This is a genomic window from Mycolicibacterium sp. HS_4_1 (genome assembly GCF_054515875.1).
In genome coordinates this window covers 4,098,237-4,121,284 of record NZ_CM137261.1, presented here as the reverse complement: position 1 = coordinate 4,121,284, position 23,048 = coordinate 4,098,237, and the positions used below count along the sequence as shown (strand labels likewise).

Sequence of the window (23,048 nt, the reverse complement as noted above, 5' to 3'; positions counted from 1 at the left end):
TCCGGCGGTGTCGCCTTGCTCGCTCGCGGGTGTTCGGCGGTTGTTCACTTGACGGCCGATTCGATATCCATCAATATTGATGTGTGTCGAAATCGTTGGATTCGGGTGACCAGGTGTGTTGTCCGCCCGGGGCGCTGCTCGGTGAACCCCTTTCGGCCGCCGCAGCCGCGGACATGGCGGTCAAGTTGAAGGCCTTGGCCGATCCGGTTCGCCTGCAACTGTTTTCGGCGATCGCCAGCCACGCCGGCGGCGAGGCCTGCGTCTGCGACATCTCCGCCGGTGTGGAGGTCTCCCAACCGACCGTCAGTCATCACCTCCGGGTGTTGCGCGACGCCGGGCTGCTCACGTCGCAGCGCCGGGCGTCGTGGGTGTATTACGCGGTGGTGCCCGACGCGCTGGCCAGCCTGGCGGTGCTGCTGGGCACTTCGCCCGCCATCGCAGCGGCGGGGGTGCCGGCATGACCGACACCACCACATCGTCCGCCGCTCCGGTCGTCGGCAAGCTCTCCACCCTCGACCGGTTCCTGCCGCTCTGGATCGGCGCGGCGATGGTTGCCGGCCTGCTGCTGGGCCGGTGGATACCGGGTTTGAATACGGCGCTGGAAAAGGTTCAGGTGGACGGCATTTCGCTGCCCATCGCCCTGGGTCTGTTGATCATGATGTATCCGGTCCTGGCCAAGGTGCGGTACGACCGCCTCGACACCGTCACCGGCGACCGCAAGCTGATGATCTCGTCGCTGGTGCTGAACTGGGTGCTGGGTCCGGCGTTGATGTTCGCCCTGGCCTGGCTGCTGCTGCCCGATCTGCCCGAATACCGCACCGGGCTGATCATCGTCGGGTTGGCCCGCTGTATCGCCATGGTGATCATCTGGAACGACCTGGCCTGCGGGGACCGCGAAGCCGCCGCTGTGCTCGTCGCGTTGAACTCGATCTTCCAGGTGATCATGTTCGCGGTGCTGGGTTGGTTCTACCTGTCGGTGCTGCCCGGCTGGCTGGGCCTGCCCCAGACCGGAATCTCCACCTCACCGTGGCAGATCGCCAAATCGGTGCTGATCTTCCTGGGGATCCCTCTGGTGGCCGGCTACCTGTCGCGACGGATCGGGGAGAAGACAAAGGGCCGCCTCTGGTACGAGAGCGCCTTCCTGCCCAAGATCGGCCCGTGGGCGCTCTACGGCTTGCTGTTCACGATCGTGATTCTCTTTGCACTGCAAGGCCATCAGATCACCACTCACCCTTGGGACGTGGCGCGCATCGCCCTGCCCCTGCTCGCGTACTTCGCGATCATGTGGGGCGGTGGCTACCTGCTGGGCAGAGTGCTCGACCTCGGCTACGAGCGCACCACCACCTTGGCGTTCACCGCGGCAGGAAACAACTTCGAGCTCGCCATCGCCGTCGCGATCGCCACCTACGGCGCCACCTCCGGACAAGCCCTGGCGGGCGTGGTCGGACCGCTGATCGAAGTGCCCGTCCTCGTCGCCCTGGTCTATGTATCCCTGGCACTGCGCAAACGCTTCACCCACCACACCTCCCAGCACCTGCCCACCGGCGCAGCACCGAGAACGGACGACGCCCGATGACTGAGATCCCCATCACCCCCCACCGGCGCGGCGACCTTTCCATCGACCAACAGTTGGCCCTGCGGACCGCGGTGACCCGGCTCGAAACTGAATTCGCCGGTACCTTCGGAACCGAAACCATCGAACGGTTCCTGCACACCGCCTACGACCAATTCGCCAGCCGCGCGGCCATCCCCAACTTCCTGCCACTGCTGGCCGAACGGTTCGCCCGTCAACGACTACACGCGCTCGCCCGAGTCGAAGGCCACATCAGCGACGGCAAACCAACCGTGTTGTTCCTGTGCACCCACAACGCCGGCCGCTCCCAGATGGCGCTCGGTTACTTCACTCACTACGCCGGCGACAACGCCGTGGCCTGGTCGGGCGGCTCCGAACCTGGAAACGAGATCAACCCCGCAGCCGTCGCCGCCATGAACGAGGTCGGCATCGACATCACGGGCGAATACCCCAAACCCTGGACCGACGAAATCGTCCAAGCCGCCGACGTCGTCATCACCATGGGATGCGGGGACGCCTGCCCCATTTTCCCCGGAAAACGCTACGAGAATTGGGGGCTGCCAGACCCGGCCGGCCAAGGCCTCGAGGCCGTACGGCCGATCCGTGACGACATCGACGAACGCGTGCGTCGACTCTTGTCCGACCTCAGCGTGCCCGTCACCTACTAGCCCACCGGCGCCGCAACCACCGCCGGAGATGTCACCGCGTGAGGTCGCCGCCCGGGCCGAGACCAGTCACGCCCTGCTGCGGTACCACTTCGGGTCACTCTCGGGCGTCTTGGCGGCGATGCTCAAGGTGCAGTGATCTGCATGAGCAAAGGTGGACGCGCGTCACCCCCGAGTCCGGGGCCTTGAACGATCCTCGGCGAGAACGCCGGAGACGAATTGCCACGTTGACGCGTGCGTAACAGTTTCGCCACGAGGCGTTTATAGCGTTGGCGGTCAACCGTCCGTAACGATGCGGGCGATCGTGATGAATGAGGAACTCCTTTGAGCGGAAATGCCGTACGCCTGCAGGCGATCAACATGGTCGAGGCGTACGTGCCTCCAGCCGTCAGTTTCGTGCCGGGTGAGGAGCCCGGTGGAATCTTCGGAGCCAACGTCTTCAGCATCGCCGAGATGCGGTCACGCCTGCCCAAGTCTGTGTACAAGTCCGTGGTCGCCACCATTGAAAAGGGCGCGAAGCTGGATCCGGCGGTCGCGGACGCGGTGGCGTCGGCGATGAAGGACTGGGCTCTGTCCAAGGGCGCCACCCACTACGCGCACGTCTTCTATCCGATGACCGGGCTCACCGCAGAGAAGCACGACAGCTTCCTGGAGCCGGTGTCAGACGGTCAGACCTTGGCGGAGTTTGCGGGTAAGACGTTGATACAGGGCGAGCCGGATGCGTCAAGCTTCCCCTCCGGTGGCCTGCGCAGCACCTTCGAGGCACGCGGCTACACCGGCTGGGACGTCACCAGCCCTGCCTACATTCTCGAGAACCCCAACGGGAACACGTTGTGCATCCCGACGGTGTTCGTTTCGATGACCGGTGAGGCGCTGGACTTCAAGACGCCGCTGCTGCGCAGTCAGCAGGCGATGGGAGCCCAGGCGGCGCGCATTCTGAAGTTGTTCGGCCACAAGGATTTCGACCCGATTGTGTCGTTCTGCGGCCCGGAGCAGGAGTACTTTCTGGTCGACCGCCACTTCTTCTTGGCGCGCCCAGACCTGATCAACGCCGGTCGCACGCTGTTCGGCGCCAAACCGCCCAAGGGTCAGGAATTCGACGACCACTACTTTGGGTCCGTTCCCGACCGGGTGCTGGCCTTCATGATGGACACCGAGCGTGAGCTGTTCAAGCTCGGTATTCCGGCCAAGACGCGCCACAACGAAGTCGCTCCAGGGCAATTCGAGATCGCGCCGATGTTCGAGCGGGCCAACATCGCCGCTGACCACCAGCAGCTGCTGATGACGGTGTTCCGTAAGATCGCCAAGAAGCACGGCATGGAATGCCTGTTCCATGAGAAGCCATTCGCCGGCGTCAACGGATCTGGCAAGCATGTCAACTTCTCAATGGGCAACGCGCAGTTCGGAAGTCTGCTGGTGCCCGGCGATACCCCACACGAGAATGCCCAGTTCCTGGTGTTCTGCGCCGCGGTGATCCGGGCCGTGCACAAGTTCGGTGGACTGCTGCGAGTCTCGGTGGCCTCGGCCACCAATGACCACCGTTTGGGGGCCAACGAGGCGCCGCCCGCGATCATTTCGATCTTCCTCGGAGACCAGCTCGCCGATGTCTTCGAGCAGATCGCCAAAGGCGCGGCTACGTCGTCAAAAGGCAAGGGCAGCATGATCATCGGCGTCGACACCCTGCCTGTGCTGCCGACCGATCCGGGCGACCGGAACCGCACCAGCCCATTTGCGTTCACGGGCAACCGATTCGAATTCCGGGCTCCCGGATCAGGGCAGACGATCAACGTTCCGATGATCGTCCTCAACACGATCATGGCCGACTCGCTCGACTACATGGCATCGGCGCTGGATAAGGCCGTCGGTGACGGGGAAGCCTTCGACGCGGCAGTCCAGACGTTGCTCACCGAGGTCATCACCGAGCACGGAGCGGTCGTGTTCAACGGCGATGGCTACTCCGAAAATTGGCAGATCGAGGCTGCAGCGAGGGGGTTGCCCAACCTCAAGACCACGCTGGATGCCATCCCGCAGCTGTCGACTCCGGAGGCGATCGAAGTATTCGAGAAGTACGGGGTGTTCAGCGCGCGTGAGCTGAAGAGCCGCGAAGAAGTCCGGTACGAGATGTACGCGCTCACCGTCGGTGTCGAGGCGAAACTGGCACTGGAGCTCGGGTCGACGGTCATCTTGCCGGCCGCGATCCGGTACCAGACCGAGCTGGCGCAGAACGTGGCCGCACTGAAGGCGGCGGGGCTGGCCCCCGACATGACGCTGCTTGAAACCGTCAGCGCGCCGATCTCGGAGTTGACCACGGCTCTGGCGTCGTTGAAGGCAGCCCTGGCCGAACACGGCGGTGATTCCGCAGCCGAAGAGGCCGCGCACGCCCAGACCCTGCTGCCGAAGATGGACGCGGTGCGGGCGGCCGCCGACACATTGGAAGGCGTTGTTGCAGACGATCTTTGGCCGCTCCCCACCTATCAGGAGATGCTGTACGTCTTGTGACCTCGGCGCTGGCGGGCAGAGCCGCCGCCGGGTGTGGGGAGTGCGCCGTCCATGCGGCGCGGTGTTGCCCAAACCCCACACTCGGCGGCCACGACGCCCGACTTCACCCCGGCTGGCTCCTTCTGGCATTGCGGACGGACTGGTTCCCGCTGACCTGCGCGCCAGTGACATCGGCGCCATGGTGATCGCCGTCGTTGAAGGAAGCTATGTACTGGCCCGCGGTCAGAACAGTCCCGAGGTATTCACCGCTGCGGCCCATGGCGCCGTCGATTTGTTACGGCGGGTGAGCCTGCAGCCAGTCAGTTAGGCCTTGGACGCGCGAGTTGGCTTCGCGGATGCCGCCGTGTGGTTGCCTCGACGTATTGCTCCGGGACACGCCATCGCGTGCCACGATGGAGGTCAGGCAACCGATCGAGCGGTGTACCGATGAACGGTATCGACAAGGCGTTGGGGCGTGTGGTCGCGCCGATCGCGCTGCTGTTCGTCGTTACCGTGGCATTGCGCGGACACCTACCTGGGAGCGATCACCCCCAGCCCGAGAAGCCGGCCAACAGCGCCGCGAGCCAGGTTGGCCTGGACACCCTGCTCATCGTCTCGGTGGTCATCGTCGCGATTGCTTTCATCGCGTCGCTCCAGCGCCCGAGGACGGCCGGCGCGTCGGCACCCTTTCCGCTGTCGGGCTCGTTCGACGGCAAGCTCAAATGGAGGCCGGTCCGCCGCCTGTTGCTGATCAGCGTCGCAGCGTTCCTCGCCTGGCTGGCGATCCTCGTCGTGTTCTCACATCTGCATCTGCTGCAACCGCCCGATCTGCCCTTTTCAGCGCCCCCGCAGAACAGCGCACCGTTGGCGGGGGTACCACCGCCGCCGTCGTCACCCACGCCGCCGCCGATACCGCCTCGTCAACGGGAACCCAGCGTCTTCGGCTACCTCCTCGCTGCCACCGTGGCAATGCTGTTGCTGTGGGCCGTCGGCGGTGTCATGCTCCGCAGAAGCCGGCGCGCTGCCGAAACACAGCCGCCGGTCGCTCACCGCCAGGAACCGATAGTCGGTGAGTCCACACCGGAAACCCTCACGCGGGCGGCAGAATTCGGCCTTGCCGAGATCGGCGACCGCAGCCGCGGTCCGCGCGAGTCGATCATCGCCTGCTACGCCGCGATGGAGCGTGCTCTCACGGACGCTCCCGGCGCCGCACCGCAGGATTCGGACACGCCCTCTGAAGTCCTGGCCCGGGCCGTCGAACACCATGCTCTGCACGCGGGCAGTGCGACCGAACTCGTCGCCTTGTTCGCCGAGGCACGCTTCAGTCCCCATGTCATGACCGAACGTCATCGGGAGATTGCCGCGGATGCGCTGCTCCGGGTGCTCGGCGAGCTCCGGAGCCTGACATGAAAAAGGTCGCGCTCATAGGGATTTCGTTGGTGGTGGGAGCAGAGTTGGTCACGCTGCTGCTCGCCGATCGCCGCGCCGTCGGCTGGACCTCCGCTGCGATGGCGGTGATTGCGTTGCTGGCAGTACGCCGCCGGCTGGCCGACCGTGGACCGAAAGTCGCCGAGCCGGCCGTGAACGACGCCGAGAAGTCGCTGCGGGACTGGATCGTTCGCACTGAGACGCTGATCCAGTGGTCGGACACCACTCGCGGGGACTGGGACCAGCACCTGCGGCCCACGCTGGCCCGAGAGTTCTTCATGGCCACCGGCCCGCAGCAGGCCAGGGATCCGGACGCGATGCAGGCGACGGGCCGGATGGTCTTCGGGGATCAGTTGTGGCCGTGGGTGGATCCGCACGACGTCCGCCGGTCCTGCCGCGACGAGCCGGGGCCGGGCCGGGCCACGCTCGATGAAATCCTGCACCGATTGGAGCGGCTATGACGACCAGCGAGAAGCCGAAGGCGGATCGCGCATGACGATGCCGGCAGAGCTGACGACGGCCCACTCCGAGGCGGTACTCGACGAGATCGAACGCGTGGTGGTGGGCAAGCGTGCCGCGCTGACCCTCATCTTGACTGCCGTGCTCGCAGGCGGCCACGTGCTCATCGAGGACCTGCCCGGGCTCGGGAAGACGTTGATAGCCAAGTGTTTTGCCCGAGCATTGGGCCTGTCGTTCACTCGCGTGCAGTTCACCCCGGACCTACTTCCCGCCGATCTGCTGGGCTCGACCATCTACGACATGCAATCCGGCCGGTTCGAGTTCCGGCGCGGGCCGATCTTCACCAACCTGCTGCTGGGCGACGAGATCAACCGGACACCGCCGAAGACCCAGGCTGCGCTGTTGGAGGCCATGGCGGAAAGCCAGGTGAGTATCGACGGCGAAACCCACCGACTGCCTTCGCCGTTCATCGTTCTCGCCACGGACAACCCCATTGAGTACGAGGGCACCTATCCGCTGCCGGAGGCACAGCTCGACAGGTTCGCGGTCAGGGTCGAGTTGAAGTACTTGTCGGGTGCCGACGAAACGGTGATGCTGCGCCGCCGCTTGGAACGCGGTTCGGCCGAACCGACGGTCAACCAGATCGTCGATGCGCACGATCTGCTCGCCATGCGGGAGTCGGTCGAGCAGGTGACGGTCCACGACGACGTCCTGCACTATGTGGTGTCCCTGGCGGCGGCCAGCCGCAGCCATCCTCAGGTTGTGGTGGGCGCCAGCCCTCGGGCAGAGCTCGATCTCGTTCAGTTGGCGCGGGCGCGTGCCCTGCTGTTCGGCCGGGACTACGTCATTCCCGAGGACGTCAAATCACTGGCCATTCCCGCTATTTCGCACCGAATCAGTTTGAAACCGGAGATGTGGGTGCGCAGCGTCCACGGGTCGGACATCGTGGCGCAGCTGCTGCACCGCCTGCCCGTGCCGCGGACCCGGGGCGGCCCCTCGTGACGAATGCGACCGAACCACGCGAAGTCGAATTGCGTTGGCGAGCCTCATTGCTCACGAAGGCCATCGCGACGTGTGCGGGCGTCGCCCTCGCCGCGGCCGTGCTCGGCCGGTGGCAGCTCGTCGCCTTCGCGGCGCCGCTGCTGGGTGTGCTGTGCTCGATCAGTTGGCAGCGGCCGTCCGCCAAGGTGTACGTACACGGGCGGCCCGCTCTGACCCGGTGCTTCGAGACCGACGAGACGCAGGTGTCGGTGTGGACGACGACGGACACGCCGACCATCGCGTGCGAGGTCACGGTGTCGGTCGAATCCAGAATGGACGTCAAGGTCATCGAGGGCAGTTCCGCACAGCTGAAGACTGTCGCGGTTTCGGCCGAGCGCTGGGGCAGATATCCGATCCAGGCCCGGGTCGACGTACTGGCCGGTGGGGGACTACTGGCGGGGACCGGCACCGTGGAGGCCGCCGAAGTCTTCGTGTTTCCGGTTGCCCCGCCCCAGTCGACGCCGATTCCGCACATCGAATTGCCCGATCGGCTCGGCACCCACCTGACCCGGCACGTCGGTCCGGGCGTCGAGTATGCCGACGTCCGCGCCTACCTGCCGGGCGATCAACTCCGCACCATCAACTGGCCGGTGAGCGCCCGCCGGGGCCGGCTGCATGTCACCGAACGTTTGACCCACCGCGCCGCGGACGTGGTCGTCCTCATCGATACCAGCATGCAGCCTCCCGGTCCAGCCACGGCCGCGCTGGAGCGGGTCGTTCTCGGTGCCGCCCAGGTTGTGCAGAGCGCGCTGCGAAACGGTGACCGCGCCGGCATCGTCGCGCTCGGCAGCGCGCGCCCGCGGTGGATCGGTGCCGACATCGGTCAGCGCCAGTTCTATCGCGTGCTCGATGCCGCGCTGGGTGTGGGGAGCGAATACGAAATCACCACGGGGACGTTGGCGCCGCGCGTGGCCGTTCCACCGGGCGCGATCGTGTTCGCCTTCTCGACGTTGCTCGACACCGCGTTCGCGCTGGCGCTCACCGAGTTGCGCAGCCGCAGGCACGCCGTGATCGCTGTCGACGTCCTGGAGGGACCGCCGTTCGACGACGATCAGCCGCCGACCGTGGCCCGCATGTGGGCGCTGCAGCGACACGCGATGTACCGCGACATGGGCATCGTCGGTGTCGACGTGGTGCCGTGGCCGTCGACCGCCACTCTCGATCAGGCGTTGCGGTTGATGCCGATGCGCCGCGGGCGGTGAAGCGATGACGACCGATACGGCTGCCGGGTGGGGGCGGCCGGGCGCCCGCACCTTGTCGACGGGATTCGGGGCACTGATGGCCACGGCGGCCGGGGTCCAAGCCCATGGCACGGCCGTCGTCGTGTTGATGGTGGCGTTGGCCGCGGTGGGCGCCGGACTTCTGGTTCGGGCCGCTGCCACCGGTGCGGTGCTGCTCACCGTGGTGGCGCTGGCCGTGTCCGACCCGCCGCCGGTATTTGCGGCACTGTCGGGGCTTTCGGCCGCCGCGTACTTACTGCTACGGCATGCCGGCGGAGCGGGGGTGGTGACGATCACCCGGCCGACGTTGATCGCCATGCTCGGCTTCACGCTCGCCGGGGTGGTTGCCACCGCGGTGAATATCGATCTGCCGTGGTTACCGCTGCTGGCGCCGCCGGCGGTGGTCGCGATATATGTCCTGGCGTTGATCCCGCACAGTTAGTCCGTTGCTGACTCCCGGCGATCAACCTATCGTAGGCCTGTCAGGATTTGCCGGAAACTCGCCGAAGCGGTGCGTTTTGACTGGTCGCCGATTGCTGTGTGGCGCGTATGTGCAGGTCACAGGTTTGTCTTACTTTCCTGCTTGCGGGTAAGATGCAGGGATGCTGTTTCGCCACGTATGTAGCTCGGGCGTTGCTGGCGCTGCGGCGCTGCTGACAGCCCCGCTCATCATCACGGGCCCGGCTCCGGTCGCTGCCGCCGAGGACTGCCCCGACGCCGAAGTGATTTTCGCGCGCGGCACCGATGAGCCGGCGGGGATGGGCCGGGTCGGTGACGCTCTGGTTGACTCGTTGCGCAAGCAGGCCAGCGGCATGGTCATCAGGTCCTACGCGGTGGACTACAAAGCCACCATCACGCAGCGGCACAGCGGCGAGGGAGCCAAGGACGCGATTGCCCACATCAAATCCACCGCGTCCGCCTGTCCCGACACCAAGATCGTCTTGGGCGGCTACTCGCAAGGCGCGAGTGTGGTCAACATCGTCGCCGGCTTCTCTGGTATCAACTGGGGTAGTCCGCTGCCACCGGAGTACATGAAAAACATTGCGGCGATTGCTACTTTCGGCAACCAGGCCGACCGCACCGACGGAGCGCCGCCGACCCAGAATTCGCCGCTCAGCGCTAAAGCGATCGATCTGTGTAACCCCGCCGACCCGATCTGCCACGCCGGTTCGGGCAACTCGTGGAGCGGGCACACGCAGGGTTACGTCCCCGAATACACCGACGAGGCAGCGGCTTTCGTGACGTCCAAGCTTCTTGCCGGCTCGACTCGGATGCTGCCCGGCTATGGCCCACAAGCCCCGGGGTACGGCGCACTGCCCGGTCCGCCGCAGACATATGGCACGCCACCTGGCCCATCGGCGGGCTACGGCCTGCAGCCGCCCAGCGCGGTTCCGCCGGTGTCTGCGCCGACGTCGTCGTCACCGGTACCCGGATTGGCCTAGCGCGTCTCGTGCTGAGGCGGCCCCAACATCATCAGCGCACCTGTGACGGTTTCGTCGCTGATCACGTCACCACATAGGACGTCATCGACAGCGACCCGTAGGTGTAGCCGTCGACCAGCACGCTCGCCGTAGTGTCGGCCGCCGAACACAGCCCGGCGAGGTAGAGCATCGGGATGAAATGATCCGGCGTCGGCGCGGCGGCCGCGAAGTCGGGATGGTCGCGCAACCGCATGATGCGGTCGGGAGCACCGGTCAGCAGATCGGCCGCGGCATCGTCAAACCTTGTGGCCCAATCGAATCCGCCGTCAGGCAGCCGCGGATTCATGGCCCGCAGATTGTGCACGATGTTGCCGCTGCCGACGATCAGCACGCCCCGGCTGCGCAGCTCGGCCAATTGCGCGCCGAGAGCGACGTGCTCCTCCAGTGGCTTCTCGGCATTGATCGACAATTGCACCACTGGGATCGTGGCGTCGGGAAACGCATGCACCAACACGGACCAGGCGCCGTGGTCGATGCCCCAGCTGTCCCGATCAGCCCCTACCCAGGTCGGTTTGACAGTCTCGGCGATCTCGTCGGCCAGCTCGGGAAGTCCCGGCGCCGGGTACTGCACATCGAACAACTCCTGTGGGAAACCGTAGAAGTCGTGGATGGTGCGCGGCTGCGCCATGGCGGTGACCGCGGTGGCGTTGATGTACCAGTGCGCACTGATCACCAGAATCGCCCGAGGTCGGGGCACCGACTGGCCGAACTCCGTCCAGGCGGCTGTGAACCGATTGCGTTCCACGGCGTTCATCGGACTGCCGTGTCCGATGAACGCGGCGGGCATGACGATTGGGAGGTCAGCTGATCCGGTCATCGTGTAGTCAACGCTACCGGGATTACCTTCCGGCCGCTGCCGCAGCAGCGCGCCCAGCCCGCCGGCCGAAGAATGAGCCGGCACCCAGCTGAGTGCCACTGGAGTAGCCCTTGGCGTCCTGCGCAATGGTGGAGGCACAGGCGCCGGCGGCGTAAAGCCCGGTAATGGCGCTGCCGTCGTCGCGAAGCACCTCGCCGTCGACCGAAATCGCCAGGCCCCCAAGGGTGAAGCCGCTGTAGAACGCCTTGCCCAGGCTCAGATCGAATGCCGCCCACGGCCCGACGTCCTGTGGCTCCAAATATGTTGCAGCCTTGTGGAAGTCGGGGTCCTCGCCGCGTGCCGCGTTCGCGTTGTATCTGTCGAGCGAAGCCTGGAGCCGGCCCGCAGGGATGCCGAGGGCCGTTTCCATCTCGGCGACGTCCTCCCAACCATCGATCAACTGAACCAACGGCATGGTGGGCATCTCGACGTGTCGTGAGTCGACGACGAGGTACGCGGCGCTGCCGGGTTGTTCGAGGGCGAATGCGGATGTCCGTGCGTGATAGGAGTCTTCGGCGACGAACCGGTCCCCGTTACGGTTCACGATGATGCCGGTGAGGAGTGTGGCAGGCGGATACACCGGAGCGGTTACGAATGCCTGGTCCAGGTACTTGGTTGCCGCTCCGACAGATTGGCCCAAACGGATGCCGATGCCGTCGTCGTAGCTGCTGCCCAAGGCGAAAACGCGCTCCTCGGCCAGTAGAGGGAGATACTGCGCCAGCATCTCCCGGTTCATCACGAAACCGCCGGTGGTCAGGACGACGGACTTCGCCCGCACAGCCCCGGTCTCACCGAAGTGCTTCCAGGTGGCCCCGACGACTCGGCCGTCCTCGACGATGAGAGCGCAGGCGCCTGTCTCATAACGGATTTCCACCCCGAGGTCGGCCAGTCGCTCGACGAGAAGGTTGACGACCATACTCGCGCCACCGGTATCACCCGGCACTGGAACCTTGTGCCCCCGGGGCGCCGGCACCGCCTGCTCGCGGAACGGCCACACCTGCTCATTGCCGGTGTACATCAGGCCCTGCGTTTCCGGTTGGATGACGGCCTTGTGCGGGTAGTAGCTGCGCTCGAACTCGAAGCCCAGCGCTTCCAGCCATCGGAAGTGTTCGGCGCTGCCTTCGCAGTAGGTGTTGATCAGTTCCGGCACAGGGTCTGTCGACACCGCCGTCAGGTACGCCGCCATCTCGGCGGCGGAGTCGGGGTGGCCGGTGGCCTGCTGCACCTCGGTGCCGCCGCCCAGGTAGAAGTGCCCGCCGGCCATGGCCGTCGTACCACCGGCTACTCCGGCACGTTCCAGCACCAACACTCGCGCACCCGACGCGGCAGCTTCCACGGCCGCGCATCCGCCGGCCATCCCGAGCCCGACCACCAGGACGTCGACCTCATCGGAGAGCGACGAAATGCTTTGCGCCGATACTGTTTCCGGAATCATCAGGCGCCCGCCGCAGTCTTCTTGATGTGCCCGAACATCGCGCGAATCTCAGGACTGAACTCGCCGAGTTCGATGTACGGCACCCCGGCCGACGCACCGTCGATGTAGGCGAACCGCATCATGCCGCCCGACATCTCACCCTGCTGCACGAGACAGTCCCTGCTCCTTCGCCGCCGTCACCGCGGCATCGAAATCACTCGGCTCGAAGCACACGTGGTGTAGGCCCGGCCCGCTGCGATCCAGGAATTCGGTGTAGATGCTGGTGCCCCGTACCGGCTGGATCAGCTCCAATTGCATGTCGCCGGAGTACGACATCGAGATATGGGCGGTGAAATCCGCGGGTTCGCCGTGCACGCGGCAGGTCTGCGGTCCGAACTCGATATCGGGCATCCGTACCCATGCACCGACCCCGAACTGCTTGCTCAGTAGCTGCTCGGTTGCCTCGACATCATCTGTAACCCAGGCGATTTGGCAGATCGATCCATACGAGACGGTCATGGTGGTCCTTCCGGGAGGCGAACTGCGCAGGGCGTCGACGCAAACCCAAAATAAGCGTTGATGCTTAACTCGTCAAGCATATGTGATTGCATTCTGAAGCGTGCGGGATAGACTGACGCCTGTGAGTCGGCCCGATGCGCGCACGCAGCTACTTCTCGCCGGTGAACGCCTGATTGCCGAATTCGGCCCGGAAGTCTCCCTGCGCGATGTCGCGGTGGCTGCCGGTCAGCGGAACAATTCAGCTGTCCACTATCACTTCGGATCGCGAGATGGCTTGATCACGGCCATCATTGGTCATCGGCAAGCACCGCTGGAGCAGGCACGGCTGGCGCTGCTGGCCGAGCACGAAAGCGCCGGTGAGCCCGACGACAGCATCACCGCGCTGGTGACCATCCTGGTCGAGCCACTGTTCGATACTCCGTATGCTGACGGCTCCAGCCACTACGCGCGATTCCTCGAACGTGTCCGCAACCATGCGGTCATGGCCGAGCTCACCCTCACGGCCGAGCGATGGCCGGCCACCCGAATCCTCACCACGCGGCTGCTGCGGGCACTCGATTACCTGCCCGAAGCGCTTCGGCGCCAACGCATGGCCGCCATGGCTTCGGTCATGTACACGCTGCTCGCCGACCACGAACGTCATGTCGATGAGCATCGTGACGTGGTACGCGGCGCCCTGAGTGAGGCCGAGGCGAGGGACAACATCGTGGCGATGGTCGTCGGCCTCCTCACCGCACCGATGCCCGCACTGGTCGAGCACCAAACAACAAGATGACGATGGAGGAGCGTATGTCGGGCACTGAGCAGGAGTCGACGGAAATCCGGCAGATCGAGGCGGGGGAGAACCCGACCAGGTTCGCCCGCGGCTGGCATTGCCTCGGTCTCATCCGCGACTTCAACGACGGTGTGCCCCATCAGATCGACGCTTTCGGAACGTCATTGGTGGTCTTCGCGGACAGCCAGGGCCGGCTCAACGTGCTCGACGCCTACTGCCGGCACATGGGCGGCAACCTCGCGTACGGCAGTGTCAAGGGCGACTCGATAGCGTGCCCGTTCCACGACTGGCGGTGGGGCGGCGACGGCAAGTGCACGTTGGTGCCTTATGCCAAGCGGACACCGCGGCTGGCGCGTACCCGCTCCTGGCTCACGCTGGAACGCAACGGGCAGCTGTTCGTCTGGAATGACCCGCAGGGCAACACCCCTCCGCCGGAGGTCGACATCCCTGAGATCGAGGGATACGGCACGGACACCTGGACGGAGTGGACCTGGAACATCCAGTTGATCGAAGGCTCGCACTGCCGTGAGATCGTCGACAACAACGTCGACATGGCGCATTTCTTCTACGTGCACTACGCATTTCCCCGGAATTTCAAGAACATATTCGAGGGTCATGTCGCCACCCAGGTGATGGATTCGACGCCCCGGGATGACATGGTCGTCAGCACTTTCCACGACCCGACGTCCATTCTCTATTCGGAAGCCTCGTATTTCGGGCCGTCGTACATGATCGACCGGTTGCGCAGCGTGTCCAATGGCGTGACCGTCGAGACCATCCTGATCAATTCGCACTATCCGGTCAGCCCGAACTCGTTCGTGTTGCAGTACGGCGCCATCGTCAAGAAGCTCCCGGGTATGACAGAAGCGGAAAACGCCGAACTTGCACGGACTTTCATCGAGGGAGTGCAGACCGGATTCGAGCAGGACGTCGAGATCTGGAAACACAAGGCTCGCATCGACAATCCGCTGCTCACCGAGGAAGACGGCCCGGTGTATCAGCAGCGCCGTTGGTACGAGCAGTTCTATGTCGACGTCGAAGACGTCACGCCGGATATGACGGACCGCTTCGAGTTCGAGATCGACACCACGCATTCCATCGAGAGTTGGGAAGCTGAAGTGGCCGACAATCTGGCTGCCGCGACACCGAACTGATCGCCGCCACAGGCGGACGATCAGTCCTCGTCGGATCGACTGTGGCCGAGGAGCGCGGCCACCAGGTCGAGGGCGGTACCGATCTCGGGTGCTCCGCCACCGAGGAGCGGCGCGTAGAGGTGCGCGTCGCACATCCGGATGAGCGCCAGGCCGAAAGTGGCTGTGGGAAGCGGTAATTCCATTCTGCCTGCGGCCACCTCGGCGTCGAGGAGTTCGCCGACCAGTCGCCCTGCGGTCTGCTCCACGAGTCCGGGCAGCAGCATGAGCCGCACGATCAACAACGGCTCCCGGTGCGACACTGTCTGCAGCGGCTTCGCGTCGACGACCGCGTTCAGAAAGCGGTCCATGACCTTGAGGATGTATTCGGTGCCGCCGGCCGGTTCGGCGTCGGATCCGGCCTCTGCGGCCATATCGGCGACAGTGCGCCGGAAGGTGCGTTCGGTGGCCTCGGCCAGCACGGTGGCCAGCAAGTCTTCGCGGTTGCCGACCAATCGATAGAGGGTCGAGCGGCCGATGCCGAGCTCGGTGGCCAGGGCCGACATGTCGACCGGCTCGCCCGCGAGATACAGCCGCGTCGCCGCGTCGACCGCGGCCTGGCGGCTCAGGGCCGTTCCCAGTCGCGCGGACGGGGCGGACGACGTCGAATCTGCTCCGGACATCCGCCCATTATGGGACATTGCGTGCCTGTGTGCCACTGTGGCACACTTCGGCTATGTGTCCCACGTCCTGGGGCCGTGTACCGCCAACGCCACGAGGAAGTTGACATGAGCACGCGATTCGAAGGAAAGACCGCAATCGTCACGGGTGCCAGTCGTGGCATCGGATTCGCCATCGCCCAGCGTTTGGTCGACGAAGGCGCCAAGGTGGCCATCACCGCACGTAAGCAGGACGCGCTCGACACCGCCGTCGAATCACTCGGCGGGCCGGCCGTCGCCCTCGCAGTGGCCGGCCGCGGCGACGACAGCGAACATCAGGATGCGGTCGTGGCCAAGGCGATCGAAACCTTCGGGAGCGCAGACCTGTTCGTCAACAACACTGGCATCAACCCGGTGTACGGGCCGCTCATGGACATCGACATGGATGCCGCGCGCAAGATCCTGGAAGTCAACGTGCTGTCGGCGCTGTCGTGGGTGCAGAAGGTGAACCGGGCCTGGCAGGCCGAACATGGCGGCGCCGTCGTCAACGTCGCATCCATCGCCGGGTTGCGACCGGCCCCGGGCATCGCCTTCTACGGCGTCTCCAAGGCCGCGCTGATCCACCTTACCGAGGAACTGGCCGTCGAGCTGGGCCCGAACATCCGCGTCAACGCCGTCGCTCCGGCTGTGGTCAAGACCCGTTTCGCGACCGCGCTGTACGAGGGGCGCGAGGACGAGGTCAGCGCGAACTACCCGCTGAAACGACTCGGCATTCCCGAAGATATCGGTTCGGTGGTCGCGTTCCTGCTGTCGGACGACGCGGGCTGGATGACCGGCCAGACGTTGACCGTCGACGGTGGCGTGCTCCTGGGTGGTGGCGTCTGATGGCTGCGGATACGCACGTCGAGCTGCCCGGGCTGGACTTGGACCGGCTGGGCACCTGGCTGTCGTCGACCGTGCCCGGCGCCGGTGCCGCCTTGTCGGCGACACTGATAGCCGGGGGCAAGTCCAACCTGACTTACCGCGTCACAGATGGTGATTCGTCATGGATCGTCCGGCGCCCGCCAGTGGGTGAACTGCTCGCCACCGCACACGATATGGGCCGCGAACATCGCATGATGTCGGCGCTCGCGTCCACGGCGGTGCCGGTGCCGGCCATGTACGGCTTCTGCGATGACGTATCCGTCCTCGGCGCCCCGTTCTACGTGATGGCCGAGATCGACGGCATGCCGTACCGGCACGCCACCGAATTGGCGGCGCTCGGCGCCGAGCGCACCCGGCTCATTTCGGAGCGGCTCGTCGACACCCTGGTCGCGGTGCATTCCGTCGATCCGGCATCGGTGGGGCTCGGTGACTTCGGCCGGCCCGAAGGTTTCCTCGGGCGCCAGGTCGGCCGCTGGCACAAGCAGTTTGCTGCCGCCTACACCCGGGATCTGCCGGCCATGGAAGAGCTCTATCAGGCTCTGGCAGGGCGGGTCCCGGCCGACTCGACACCTGGCATCGTGCACGGTGACTACCGCTTGGACAACGTGCTTTTCGACTCCGATGACCGGCCTGCTGCCGTAATCGACTGGGAACTGGCCACTATCGGCGACTCGCTCACCGACCTGGCGCTGATGGTGGCGTACGGCCGGCTCGCCGGCTCGGATGCCGCGCAAGCGGTCAGTGATGTCAGCGAGGCGCCGGGCTTCCTGACCGAGCAGGAGATCATCGACCGGTACCGCGCCGGAATCGACCGCAGCCTGGGCGATTTCGCCTTCTACCTGGGCCTGGCCTTCTTCAAGATGGCGGGCATCTTCGAAGGCATCCACTACCGCTATGTCAACGGACAGACCGTCGGCGACGGGTTCTCGTTCGCCGGTGACGCCGTGCACTTCCTGCTGGACGCCGGCCTCAACGCACTCAAGGAGCACTGATATGGAATTCGCCTACGACGCCAGGACCAACGAAATGGTCGCCGAACTGACGGCGTTCATGGACAGTCACGTGTATCCCGCCGAGAAGACGTTCCATGAGCAGCTCAATGCTCTGGACAACCGGTGGGCGTGGGACAGCGTGCCGGTGCTCACCGAGCTGCGCGCCGAAGCCCGGCGTCGCGGGTTGTGGAATCTGTTCCTTCCCGGGCAAAAGGGCGCGGGCCTGACCAACCTGCAGTACGCGCCGTTGGCCGAAATCACCGGCCGCAGTATCCAATTAGCACCTGCGGTGTTCAACTGCGCCGCTCCGGACACCGGCAACATGGAGGTGCTCAATGAGTTCGGCACCGAGGAGCAGCAGCGCCGGTGGCTCGAGCCGTTGCTGGACGGCGAGATTCGGTCCGCCTTCGCCATGACCGAGCCCGACGTGGCCAGCTCCGATGCCACCAACGTTGAGTTGTCGATCGTCCGTGACGGCGACGAATATGTGATCAACGGTCGTAAGTGGTGGATCACCGGCGCGATGAACCCGAACTGCACGGTGTTCATCGTCATGGGCAAGACCGACCCGACATCAGAACGCCACCGTCAGCAGTCGCAGATCCTGGTGCCCCGGGACACCCCGGGGCTGGAGGTGCTGCGCGGCATGGAGGTTTTCGGCTACGACGACCACGACCACGGCGGACACGCGGAGCTGCGGTTCACCGATGTGCGGGTGCCGGTGTCGAATGTGATCGGCGAGGAAGGTGCCGGGTTCGCGATCGCCCAGGCCCGTCTGGGACCGGGCCGTATCCACCACTGCATGCGCGCCATCGGTGTCGCCGAGCGTGCCATCGAGATGATGTGTCAGCGGGCCGCGAGCCGGGTCGCGTTCGGCAAGTCGCTGGCCGAGCAGGGCGTGATCCGGGACTGGATCGCCGAGTCCCGTGTGCGGGTGGAGCAGTTGCGGCTGCTGGTGCTCAAGACCGCGTGGTTGATGGACACCGCGGGAAATCGCGGCGCGCACACCGAGATTCAGTCCATCAAGATCGCTACGCCGCTGACCGTGCAGTGGATTCTGGACAAGGCCATCCAGGTGCACGGTGCCGGCGGGGTGTCGCAGGACTTCCCGCTTGCCGCGATGTACGCGGGCATCCGCACCCTGCGCTTTGCCGACGGCCCGGACGAGGTACACAAGAACGCCCTCGCTCGCACGGAGCTGAAGAAGCATCTGGTGAGCTGACCACGTCTGGCACGCTTATTTGCATCGGAAATGACGATTAAATAGCGTGGTCATGTGCGGTTGACCGGTTTCAGTGACGTCGGGCTGCGGATCTTGATCCGGCTCGCCGCTGAAGACGGCCGGCATCGGATTTCGACGCGGCAGATCGCCGAGGACATGCAGATCTCGTACACGCATGCGACCAAAGCGTGCGCGCACCTGGCGGCATCCGGCTGGCTCGATGCCGACCGGGGCCGGGGCGGCGGACTGGCCCTCACCGAGGCCGGCCGCACCGCTCGACTCGGCGACGTCGTGCGGTCGCTGGAAGACGATGGCGACACCGAGTTGGTCGATTGCAGTGGGCTGGATTGTCCACTGCAATCGGCGTGCCGGCTCCGTGCGGCGTTGGCAGAGGCCAAAGCGGCGTTTTACGCGTCGCTGAACACCAGCACGGTCGCCGATCTCGCGCAGCCACCGACCCGGAATCTCCTCATCAGCCTTGGTGCGCTGGCCGCGCAGATCGATTCCCGCGCCGATTGAACCGAATGGCTCGGTAGTTCGTGGTACCCACAACCGCTGTGTAAGGGGATCACGATGCAACTTTCCGCACGCCTGCCAACGGACCTCGTGGCCGCTACCGTCGCTTTGGTGGTCGTCGCACCTTTGGCGCCTCTCGCCCTGACCGTCGAGCATTCGTCGCCGCCGACTGTCGCGCGCGAAATCCGTTTGGCCGCAACGGTTCCACCGGGTGGGCTGCTCACCAGCTTCGTGAACAACCAGGGCATCTACTGTTCGATCATCTGTCCGCTGCTGGCGCAGACCGTCACGACGGGTATCACGACTACATTGCAGGAGCCGGGAGTGTTCCTCGCGGCACTGCCGGCGAACGGCCTGCTCAAGGCTATCGGCATCGCCGGCGCGTCGATGACGGGGCCCACCGCGGCGGCCATGGACAAGGCCATCGAGGCCGACGCGGCCATTCCCGCGCAGCGCGCCCTGAATGCCTTTGAGGTCGGCGTCGTCGGCCTGCTCAACATCCCCCCGGCGTTCCTGGGTGGCCCGGGCGCAGTTCTCGACGCGGTCCAGCAATTCCGTCAGCAGACCTTCGATGCGCTCAACGCACCTGTCGTACCGAACCCCGCGCCGACCGTCATGCCGCACGGCGTACTCCAGGTCGCGGTCATCGGTGCCATCAATGTGGTTGCGGCGGTGATCTTCCCGGCCTTCAACGACGTCCTCGCCGGCGCGTTCCATGTGCCCGACGCTGTCGCACAGGAACTGGCCAAAAGCGGCAATCCGCTCCGCGCGGCCATGGCGGGGATCCAAACCGCCGTCGGGGTCGTGACCGCGGCCGGAACGGTCATCGCGAACACTATCGTCACCGAGGTCAACAAAGTGCGCGCCGCTGCCATGGCGCCGGGTGCCTTTGCACCGCTGGCAGCGTCGAAGCCCGTCACCACGGCGGCGATCACCCCGTCTGCTGCCACCTCGTCCGCTGTCACCACGTCGCAGTCGGCGCCGAAGAAGCCGAAAACTGCGCTCGCATCACCATCGCAGACGTCCGCGCAGCTCCGGGGCCCGCTGCCCGGGCCGGCGAAAGGTCTGACGAAAGCCCTGACGCCCAAGACCGGCCCAAAGGCCGAGCCCGGCGGCAAGTCCGGATTTCAGTCCAGTGATCGCGGCGCCCAAACCGGCGTGTCGTCCCGACCGGCCTTGCGTGCCAAACGGTGATTGCGGCCGCGCAGCAGTCGCAGCTGCAAGAGCGACTCGGTCCAGAACGCTGACCGCGGCGTCGAGGTCCACGTCGAGTCGAACAGTTTCTTGGTGGCGGCCAACGCATCGGGAGACCGCTCGATGAGCTGTGCGGCCAACCCCTCTGCCGCCTGCATCGGGTCGTCGGCAACCGATGTGACCAATCCATAGCCCAAGGCCTCGGTCCCGGAGAACACCTCTGCGGTCATGGTCAGCCGCTTGGCCACATCTATCGGCAGTAGCTCGCGGAGTGTCACCGACCCCGTCATGTCCGGGATCAGGCCCCACCGGGCTTCCATGACCGACAGCTTGCAGTCCGGCGTCGCGATGCGGAAGTCCGCGGCCAGGGCCACCTGCAGTCCGCCGCCGTAGCAGTGGCCGTGCACCGCCGCGATCACAGGCACCGGCAACTCGCGCCACGCCCAGCAAGCTTTCTGGAACAGGTTGGTCTTCTGGCCGGGCACCTTGCCGAAGTTGCGCACGGCGCTGAACCCCTGCAGTTTGGCGCCGGCGAAGTCCAGTCCGGTGCAGAACGCGCGTCCGTCGCCGTGCAGGATCACGACCCGCACCGAGCGGTCTCGCGCCAGTTGGCCGGGGACCGTGGCGAGCGCCTCCAGCATCGGTAGATCGAGGCTGTTCATCTTGTTTGCCCGGTTGAGTTTTGCGTAAGCGATGCCATTGCGGATGTCGACGGTGATCCGGTCCGTTGCCATAGGGGCAGGATAGTGCGGCCCGGCTGATTACCACGGCGACCGCCGAAGCTGGGGGTATTCGGCGAAATTGCCGAAACAGCCACTTGGCTGCGAGGACCGCCCTACTGTGCTGCGGCAGCGCTTCTGTGCAATTTCCAGCAAATCCGCATCGCATGGCCACCTGCGCGCGAGACAATTCATTCCGCTTCGCGAAGACTGTGTCCCAAACCGGAATGGATACGCTACTGTGATCTGCGTGACAGGCGAGGCGCGCGCGACCATGGCAGAACGTCAGCGTGCGAAACGGGCTGAACTGGTACGCGAGGAAGTCATCGAAGCAGCGTTGGCCGAGTTCGCCGAGCGGGGATATCACCAGACCTCGATCAGTCACATTGCCAAGCGCCTCGGGTCCGGCCATTCGATGTTCTACCGGTACTTCGAGAACAAGCGCGACATCGTCGACCACGCCGTGCGCCAGGTGAATGCCCGGGTGCTCGCCGCGATCGGCGATACGACGCCGGGACGGCTGACGTCGATCATTGAGTTCCGCGATCACCTACTGGGTATCGGCATGGCCTACAGCGAACTGCTGGCCGATGAGCCGCGCCTGATGCAGTTGATCGTGGTGCAGGCGGCCGGCGTCGATCAGCTGATGACCGAGCAATTTCAGCGCCTCTTCGATGACGGAGTCAGTGTGCTCGCGACGATGCTGCGCGACGGTATCAAGCAGGGTTATATCCGTGCCGATGTCGACGTGCGTGCCACCGCCCAGACGATCTGCGCCATCCCGTTCGGTATCGCTCTTCGTTATGGACAGAAGCCGAGCCGCGAAGAGTTGCTCGCGCAGACCCTCGCAAGCAATGAACTGGTGTGCCGCGGCGTCGCCACCGAGTGGCCGCAGTCCGGCCGGGAAGCGGCGGCCGGATGACCGACCAGGCACAACCCCGGGGAGTGGCGAAGTGGGGCGCCATCGCAGAAGTCATCGACTGGGTGAAGCGCTATCTGCAGAACCATCCCATCGCGTCGCTGAGCACCGCCGGCGGTCAGATCGTGCTCGGGCTGCGGACGCTGGAGTACTTGTTCTTCGACATCGTCAAGCGTCGGTTCCAGGTACGCGAGTTCCTGGATCAGGCCGCGTTCATGGCCGGAACCGCCTTGACCCCAACGGTTCTGGTGACCATCCCGATCAGCGTGACGCTGTCGATCCAGTTCGCGCTGCTGGCGGGCCAGGTCGGGGCCTCATCGCTGTCGGGTGCTGCCACCGGCCTGGTGGTCATCCGGCAGGGCGCGCCACTGGTCGCCTCGCTGCTGCTGGCAACGGCGGTCGGTTCGGCCGTCTGCGCCGATCTCGGGTCGCGGACCATGCGTGAGGAGATCTCCGCCATGGAGGTCATGGGGGTGTCGCCGATCCAGCGCCTCGTCGTGCCGCGGCTGGCCGCACTGGTCCTCATCGGTGTGCTGCTGACCGGCGTCACCAGCTTCGTGGGCTACCTCGCCAGCTACATGTTCAACGTCTACCTGCAGAACGGCACCCCGGGCTCGTTCATCGCCACGTTCTCGTCGTTCTCGACCGTCGGCGACCTGGCGCTGGCCATGGTGAAGGCCATCGTCTTCGGCGTGATCGTGGCTGTGATCAGTTGCCACAAAGGCCTCGACACCCGCGGCGGTCCGGCCGGTGTGGCCAACTCGGTGAATGCCGCGGTGGTGGAATCCGTGCTGCTGATGATGATCGTCAACGTGGTGATGAGCCAGCTGTACGTCATCGTGTTCCCGAAGACGTCGATCTGAC

At 65.4% G+C, this 23,048-nt stretch carries 23 protein-coding genes and 1 pseudogene; 19 read left to right on the top strand and 5 right to left on the bottom strand.

Going from position 1 to position 23,048, the window contains the following annotated elements; translation table 11 throughout:
* Positions 1 to 83 precede the first annotated feature (83 nt).
* From ACX12F_RS19905 to ACX12F_RS19860, 10 genes are all read left to right on the top strand, one after another.
* On the top strand, positions 84 to 461 hold the full coding sequence (locus ACX12F_RS19905; RefSeq protein ID WP_459366041.1) for a metalloregulator ArsR/SmtB family transcription factor: 378 nt from the start codon (positions 84 to 86) through the stop codon (positions 459 to 461).
* Entirely contained in the window at positions 458 to 1,576 is a 1,119-nt protein-coding gene (gene arsB / locus ACX12F_RS19900) for an ACR3 family arsenite efflux transporter (RefSeq protein WP_459366203.1), read from the top strand. The genes ACX12F_RS19905 and arsB overlap by 4 nt, the downstream gene beginning before the upstream one ends.
* Positions 1,573 to 2,241, top strand: coding sequence for an arsenate reductase ArsC (locus ACX12F_RS19895; protein WP_459366202.1), 669 nt, complete (start codon positions 1,573 to 1,575; stop codon positions 2,239 to 2,241). Before arsB ends, ACX12F_RS19895 begins: the two co-directional genes overlap by 4 nt.
* 321 nt (positions 2,242 to 2,562) lie before the next feature.
* Positions 2,563 to 4,737 (top strand): glutamine synthetase III family protein, encoded by a 2,175-nt coding sequence (locus tag ACX12F_RS19890; protein WP_459366201.1) that lies wholly within the window; start codon positions 2,563 to 2,565, stop codon positions 4,735 to 4,737.
* A gap of 426 nt (positions 4,738 to 5,163) precedes the next feature.
* A complete protein-coding gene (locus tag ACX12F_RS19885; protein ID WP_459366200.1) occupies positions 5,164 to 6,126 on the top strand; it encodes a DUF4129 domain-containing protein in 963 nt (320 codons plus the stop codon).
* Entirely contained in the window at positions 6,123 to 6,605 is a 483-nt protein-coding gene (locus ACX12F_RS19880; RefSeq protein ID WP_459366199.1) for a hypothetical protein, read from the top strand. Before ACX12F_RS19885 ends, ACX12F_RS19880 begins: the two co-directional genes overlap by 4 nt.
* 31 nt (positions 6,606 to 6,636) lie before the next feature.
* Positions 6,637 to 7,605, top strand: coding sequence for an AAA family ATPase (locus tag ACX12F_RS19875; RefSeq protein ID WP_459366198.1), 969 nt, complete (start codon positions 6,637 to 6,639; stop codon positions 7,603 to 7,605).
* Complete coding sequence (locus ACX12F_RS19870) at positions 7,602 to 8,846, top strand: DUF58 domain-containing protein (RefSeq protein ID WP_459366197.1); 1,245 nt, start codon at positions 7,602 to 7,604, stop codon at positions 8,844 to 8,846. The genes ACX12F_RS19875 and ACX12F_RS19870 overlap by 4 nt, the downstream gene beginning before the upstream one ends.
* A gap of 4 nt (positions 8,847 to 8,850) precedes the next feature.
* The gene (locus ACX12F_RS19865; RefSeq protein WP_459366196.1) at positions 8,851 to 9,306 is read left to right on the top strand and encodes a hypothetical protein; all 456 of its coding nucleotides are present in this window, start codon (positions 8,851 to 8,853) and stop codon (positions 9,304 to 9,306) included.
* Between the two features lie 160 nt (positions 9,307 to 9,466).
* A complete protein-coding gene (locus ACX12F_RS19860) occupies positions 9,467 to 10,306 on the top strand; it encodes a cutinase family protein (RefSeq protein WP_459366195.1) in 840 nt (279 codons plus the stop codon).
* A gap of 61 nt (positions 10,307 to 10,367) precedes the next feature.
* On the opposite strand, the gene ygiD is transcribed toward ACX12F_RS19860, so the two are convergent.
* From ygiD to ACX12F_RS19845, 3 genes and pseudogenes are all read right to left on the bottom strand, one after another.
* A complete protein-coding gene (gene ygiD, locus ACX12F_RS19855; protein ID WP_459370434.1) occupies positions 10,368 to 11,132 on the bottom strand; it encodes a 4,5-DOPA-extradiol-dioxygenase in 765 nt (254 codons plus the stop codon).
* 52 nt (positions 11,133 to 11,184) lie between these two features.
* On the bottom strand, positions 11,185 to 12,636 hold the full coding sequence (locus tag ACX12F_RS19850) for an FAD-binding protein (RefSeq protein WP_459366194.1): 1,452 nt from the start codon (positions 12,634 to 12,636) through the stop codon (positions 11,185 to 11,187).
* Positions 12,636 to 13,134: pseudogene (locus ACX12F_RS19845) on the bottom strand (VOC family protein). Before ACX12F_RS19845 ends, ACX12F_RS19850 begins: the two are co-directional and overlap by 1 nt.
* Before the next feature lie 121 nt (positions 13,135 to 13,255).
* Here ACX12F_RS19845 and ACX12F_RS19840 point away from each other — a divergent pair.
* Together ACX12F_RS19840 and ACX12F_RS19835 are read left to right on the top strand one after the other, a co-directional pair.
* A complete protein-coding gene (locus ACX12F_RS19840; RefSeq protein WP_459366193.1) occupies positions 13,256 to 13,909 on the top strand; it encodes a TetR family transcriptional regulator in 654 nt (217 codons plus the stop codon).
* 14 nt (positions 13,910 to 13,923) lie between these two features.
* On the top strand, positions 13,924 to 15,063 hold the full coding sequence (locus tag ACX12F_RS19835; protein WP_459366192.1) for a 3-ketosteroid-9-alpha-monooxygenase, oxygenase component: 1,140 nt from the start codon (positions 13,924 to 13,926) through the stop codon (positions 15,061 to 15,063).
* Between the two features lie 20 nt (positions 15,064 to 15,083).
* Here ACX12F_RS19835 and ACX12F_RS19830 read toward each other — a convergent pair whose 3' ends face one another.
* The gene (locus tag ACX12F_RS19830; RefSeq protein WP_459366191.1) at positions 15,084 to 15,722 is read right to left on the bottom strand and encodes a TetR/AcrR family transcriptional regulator; all 639 of its coding nucleotides are present in this window, start codon (positions 15,720 to 15,722) and stop codon (positions 15,084 to 15,086) included.
* A gap of 105 nt (positions 15,723 to 15,827) precedes the next feature.
* Between ACX12F_RS19830 and ACX12F_RS19825 the strand changes: the two genes are divergently transcribed.
* The 5 genes from ACX12F_RS19825 to ACX12F_RS19805 are packed head-to-tail and all read left to right on the top strand — an operon-like array spanning position 15,828 to position 20,546.
* Positions 15,828 to 16,583, top strand: coding sequence for an SDR family oxidoreductase (locus ACX12F_RS19825; protein ID WP_459366190.1), 756 nt, complete (start codon positions 15,828 to 15,830; stop codon positions 16,581 to 16,583).
* Positions 16,583 to 17,614: a phosphotransferase family protein gene (locus tag ACX12F_RS19820; RefSeq protein ID WP_459366189.1), complete on the top strand. Its 1,032-nt coding sequence runs from the start codon at positions 16,583 to 16,585 to the stop codon at positions 17,612 to 17,614. The genes ACX12F_RS19825 and ACX12F_RS19820 overlap by 1 nt, the downstream gene beginning before the upstream one ends.
* A gap of 1 nt (position 17,615) precedes the next feature.
* Positions 17,616 to 18,836, top strand: coding sequence for an acyl-CoA dehydrogenase family protein (locus ACX12F_RS19815; RefSeq protein WP_459366188.1), 1,221 nt, complete (start codon positions 17,616 to 17,618; stop codon positions 18,834 to 18,836).
* A 54-nt stretch (positions 18,837 to 18,890) separates the two neighbouring features.
* Positions 18,891 to 19,355: an RrF2 family transcriptional regulator gene (locus ACX12F_RS19810; protein ID WP_459366187.1), complete on the top strand. Its 465-nt coding sequence runs from the start codon at positions 18,891 to 18,893 to the stop codon at positions 19,353 to 19,355.
* A 54-nt stretch (positions 19,356 to 19,409) separates the two neighbouring features.
* Positions 19,410 to 20,546, top strand: a complete 1,137-nt coding sequence (locus tag ACX12F_RS19805) for a hypothetical protein (RefSeq protein ID WP_459366186.1) — start codon at positions 19,410 to 19,412, stop codon at positions 20,544 to 20,546.
* Here ACX12F_RS19805 and ACX12F_RS19800 read toward each other — a convergent pair.
* Positions 20,480 to 21,280: a crotonase/enoyl-CoA hydratase family protein gene (locus ACX12F_RS19800; RefSeq protein ID WP_459366185.1), complete on the bottom strand. Its 801-nt coding sequence runs from the start codon at positions 21,278 to 21,280 to the stop codon at positions 20,480 to 20,482. The genes ACX12F_RS19805 and ACX12F_RS19800 overlap by 67 nt on opposite strands.
* A 106-nt stretch (positions 21,281 to 21,386) precedes the next feature.
* Between ACX12F_RS19800 and ACX12F_RS19795 the strand changes: the two genes are divergently transcribed.
* Entirely contained in the window at positions 21,387 to 22,187 is an 801-nt protein-coding gene (locus ACX12F_RS19795; protein ID WP_459366184.1) for a TetR/AcrR family transcriptional regulator, read from the top strand.
* A complete protein-coding gene (locus ACX12F_RS19790; RefSeq protein ID WP_459366183.1) occupies positions 22,184 to 23,047 on the top strand; it encodes an MlaE family ABC transporter permease in 864 nt (287 codons plus the stop codon). Before ACX12F_RS19795 ends, ACX12F_RS19790 begins: the two co-directional genes overlap by 4 nt.
* Position 23,048 lies beyond the last annotated feature (1 nt).

Excerpts from the sequence above, each read along its gene's own strand:
- ygiD (WP_459370434.1), bottom strand. The coding sequence starts at position 11,132 with ATGCCCGCCGCGTTCATCGGACACGGCAGTCCGATGAACGCCGTGGAA.
- ACX12F_RS19850 (WP_459366194.1), bottom strand. The coding sequence starts at position 12,636 with ATGATTCCGGAAACAGTATCGGCGCAAAGCATTTCGTCGCTCTCCGAT.
- ACX12F_RS19820 (WP_459366189.1), top strand. The coding sequence starts at position 16,583 with ATGGCTGCGGATACGCACGTCGAGCTGCCCGGGCTGGACTTGGACCGG.
- ACX12F_RS19825 (WP_459366190.1), top strand. The coding sequence starts at position 15,828 with ATGAGCACGCGATTCGAAGGAAAGACCGCAATCGTCACGGGTGCCAGT.
- arsB (WP_459366203.1), top strand. The coding sequence starts at position 458 with ATGACCGACACCACCACATCGTCCGCCGCTCCGGTCGTCGGCAAGCTC.
- ACX12F_RS19835 (WP_459366192.1), top strand. The coding sequence starts at position 13,924 with ATGTCGGGCACTGAGCAGGAGTCGACGGAAATCCGGCAGATCGAGGCG.
- ACX12F_RS19790 (WP_459366183.1), top strand. The coding sequence starts at position 22,184 with ATGACCGACCAGGCACAACCCCGGGGAGTGGCGAAGTGGGGCGCCATC.
- ACX12F_RS19800 (WP_459366185.1), bottom strand. The coding sequence starts at position 21,280 with ATGGCAACGGACCGGATCACCGTCGACATCCGCAATGGCATCGCTTAC.
- ACX12F_RS19895 (WP_459366202.1), top strand. The coding sequence starts at position 1,573 with ATGACTGAGATCCCCATCACCCCCCACCGGCGCGGCGACCTTTCCATC.
- ACX12F_RS19880 (WP_459366199.1), top strand. The coding sequence starts at position 6,123 with ATGAAAAAGGTCGCGCTCATAGGGATTTCGTTGGTGGTGGGAGCAGAG.
- ACX12F_RS19815 (WP_459366188.1), top strand. The coding sequence starts at position 17,616 with ATGGAATTCGCCTACGACGCCAGGACCAACGAAATGGTCGCCGAACTG.
- ACX12F_RS19885 (WP_459366200.1), top strand. The coding sequence starts at position 5,164 with ATGAACGGTATCGACAAGGCGTTGGGGCGTGTGGTCGCGCCGATCGCG.
- ACX12F_RS19875 (WP_459366198.1), top strand. The coding sequence starts at position 6,637 with ATGACGATGCCGGCAGAGCTGACGACGGCCCACTCCGAGGCGGTACTC.
- ACX12F_RS19860 (WP_459366195.1), top strand. The coding sequence starts at position 9,467 with ATGCTGTTTCGCCACGTATGTAGCTCGGGCGTTGCTGGCGCTGCGGCG.
- ACX12F_RS19805 (WP_459366186.1), top strand. The coding sequence starts at position 19,410 with ATGCAACTTTCCGCACGCCTGCCAACGGACCTCGTGGCCGCTACCGTC.
- ACX12F_RS19865 (WP_459366196.1), top strand. The coding sequence starts at position 8,851 with ATGACGACCGATACGGCTGCCGGGTGGGGGCGGCCGGGCGCCCGCACC.
- ACX12F_RS19830 (WP_459366191.1), bottom strand. The coding sequence starts at position 15,722 with ATGTCCGGAGCAGATTCGACGTCGTCCGCCCCGTCCGCGCGACTGGGA.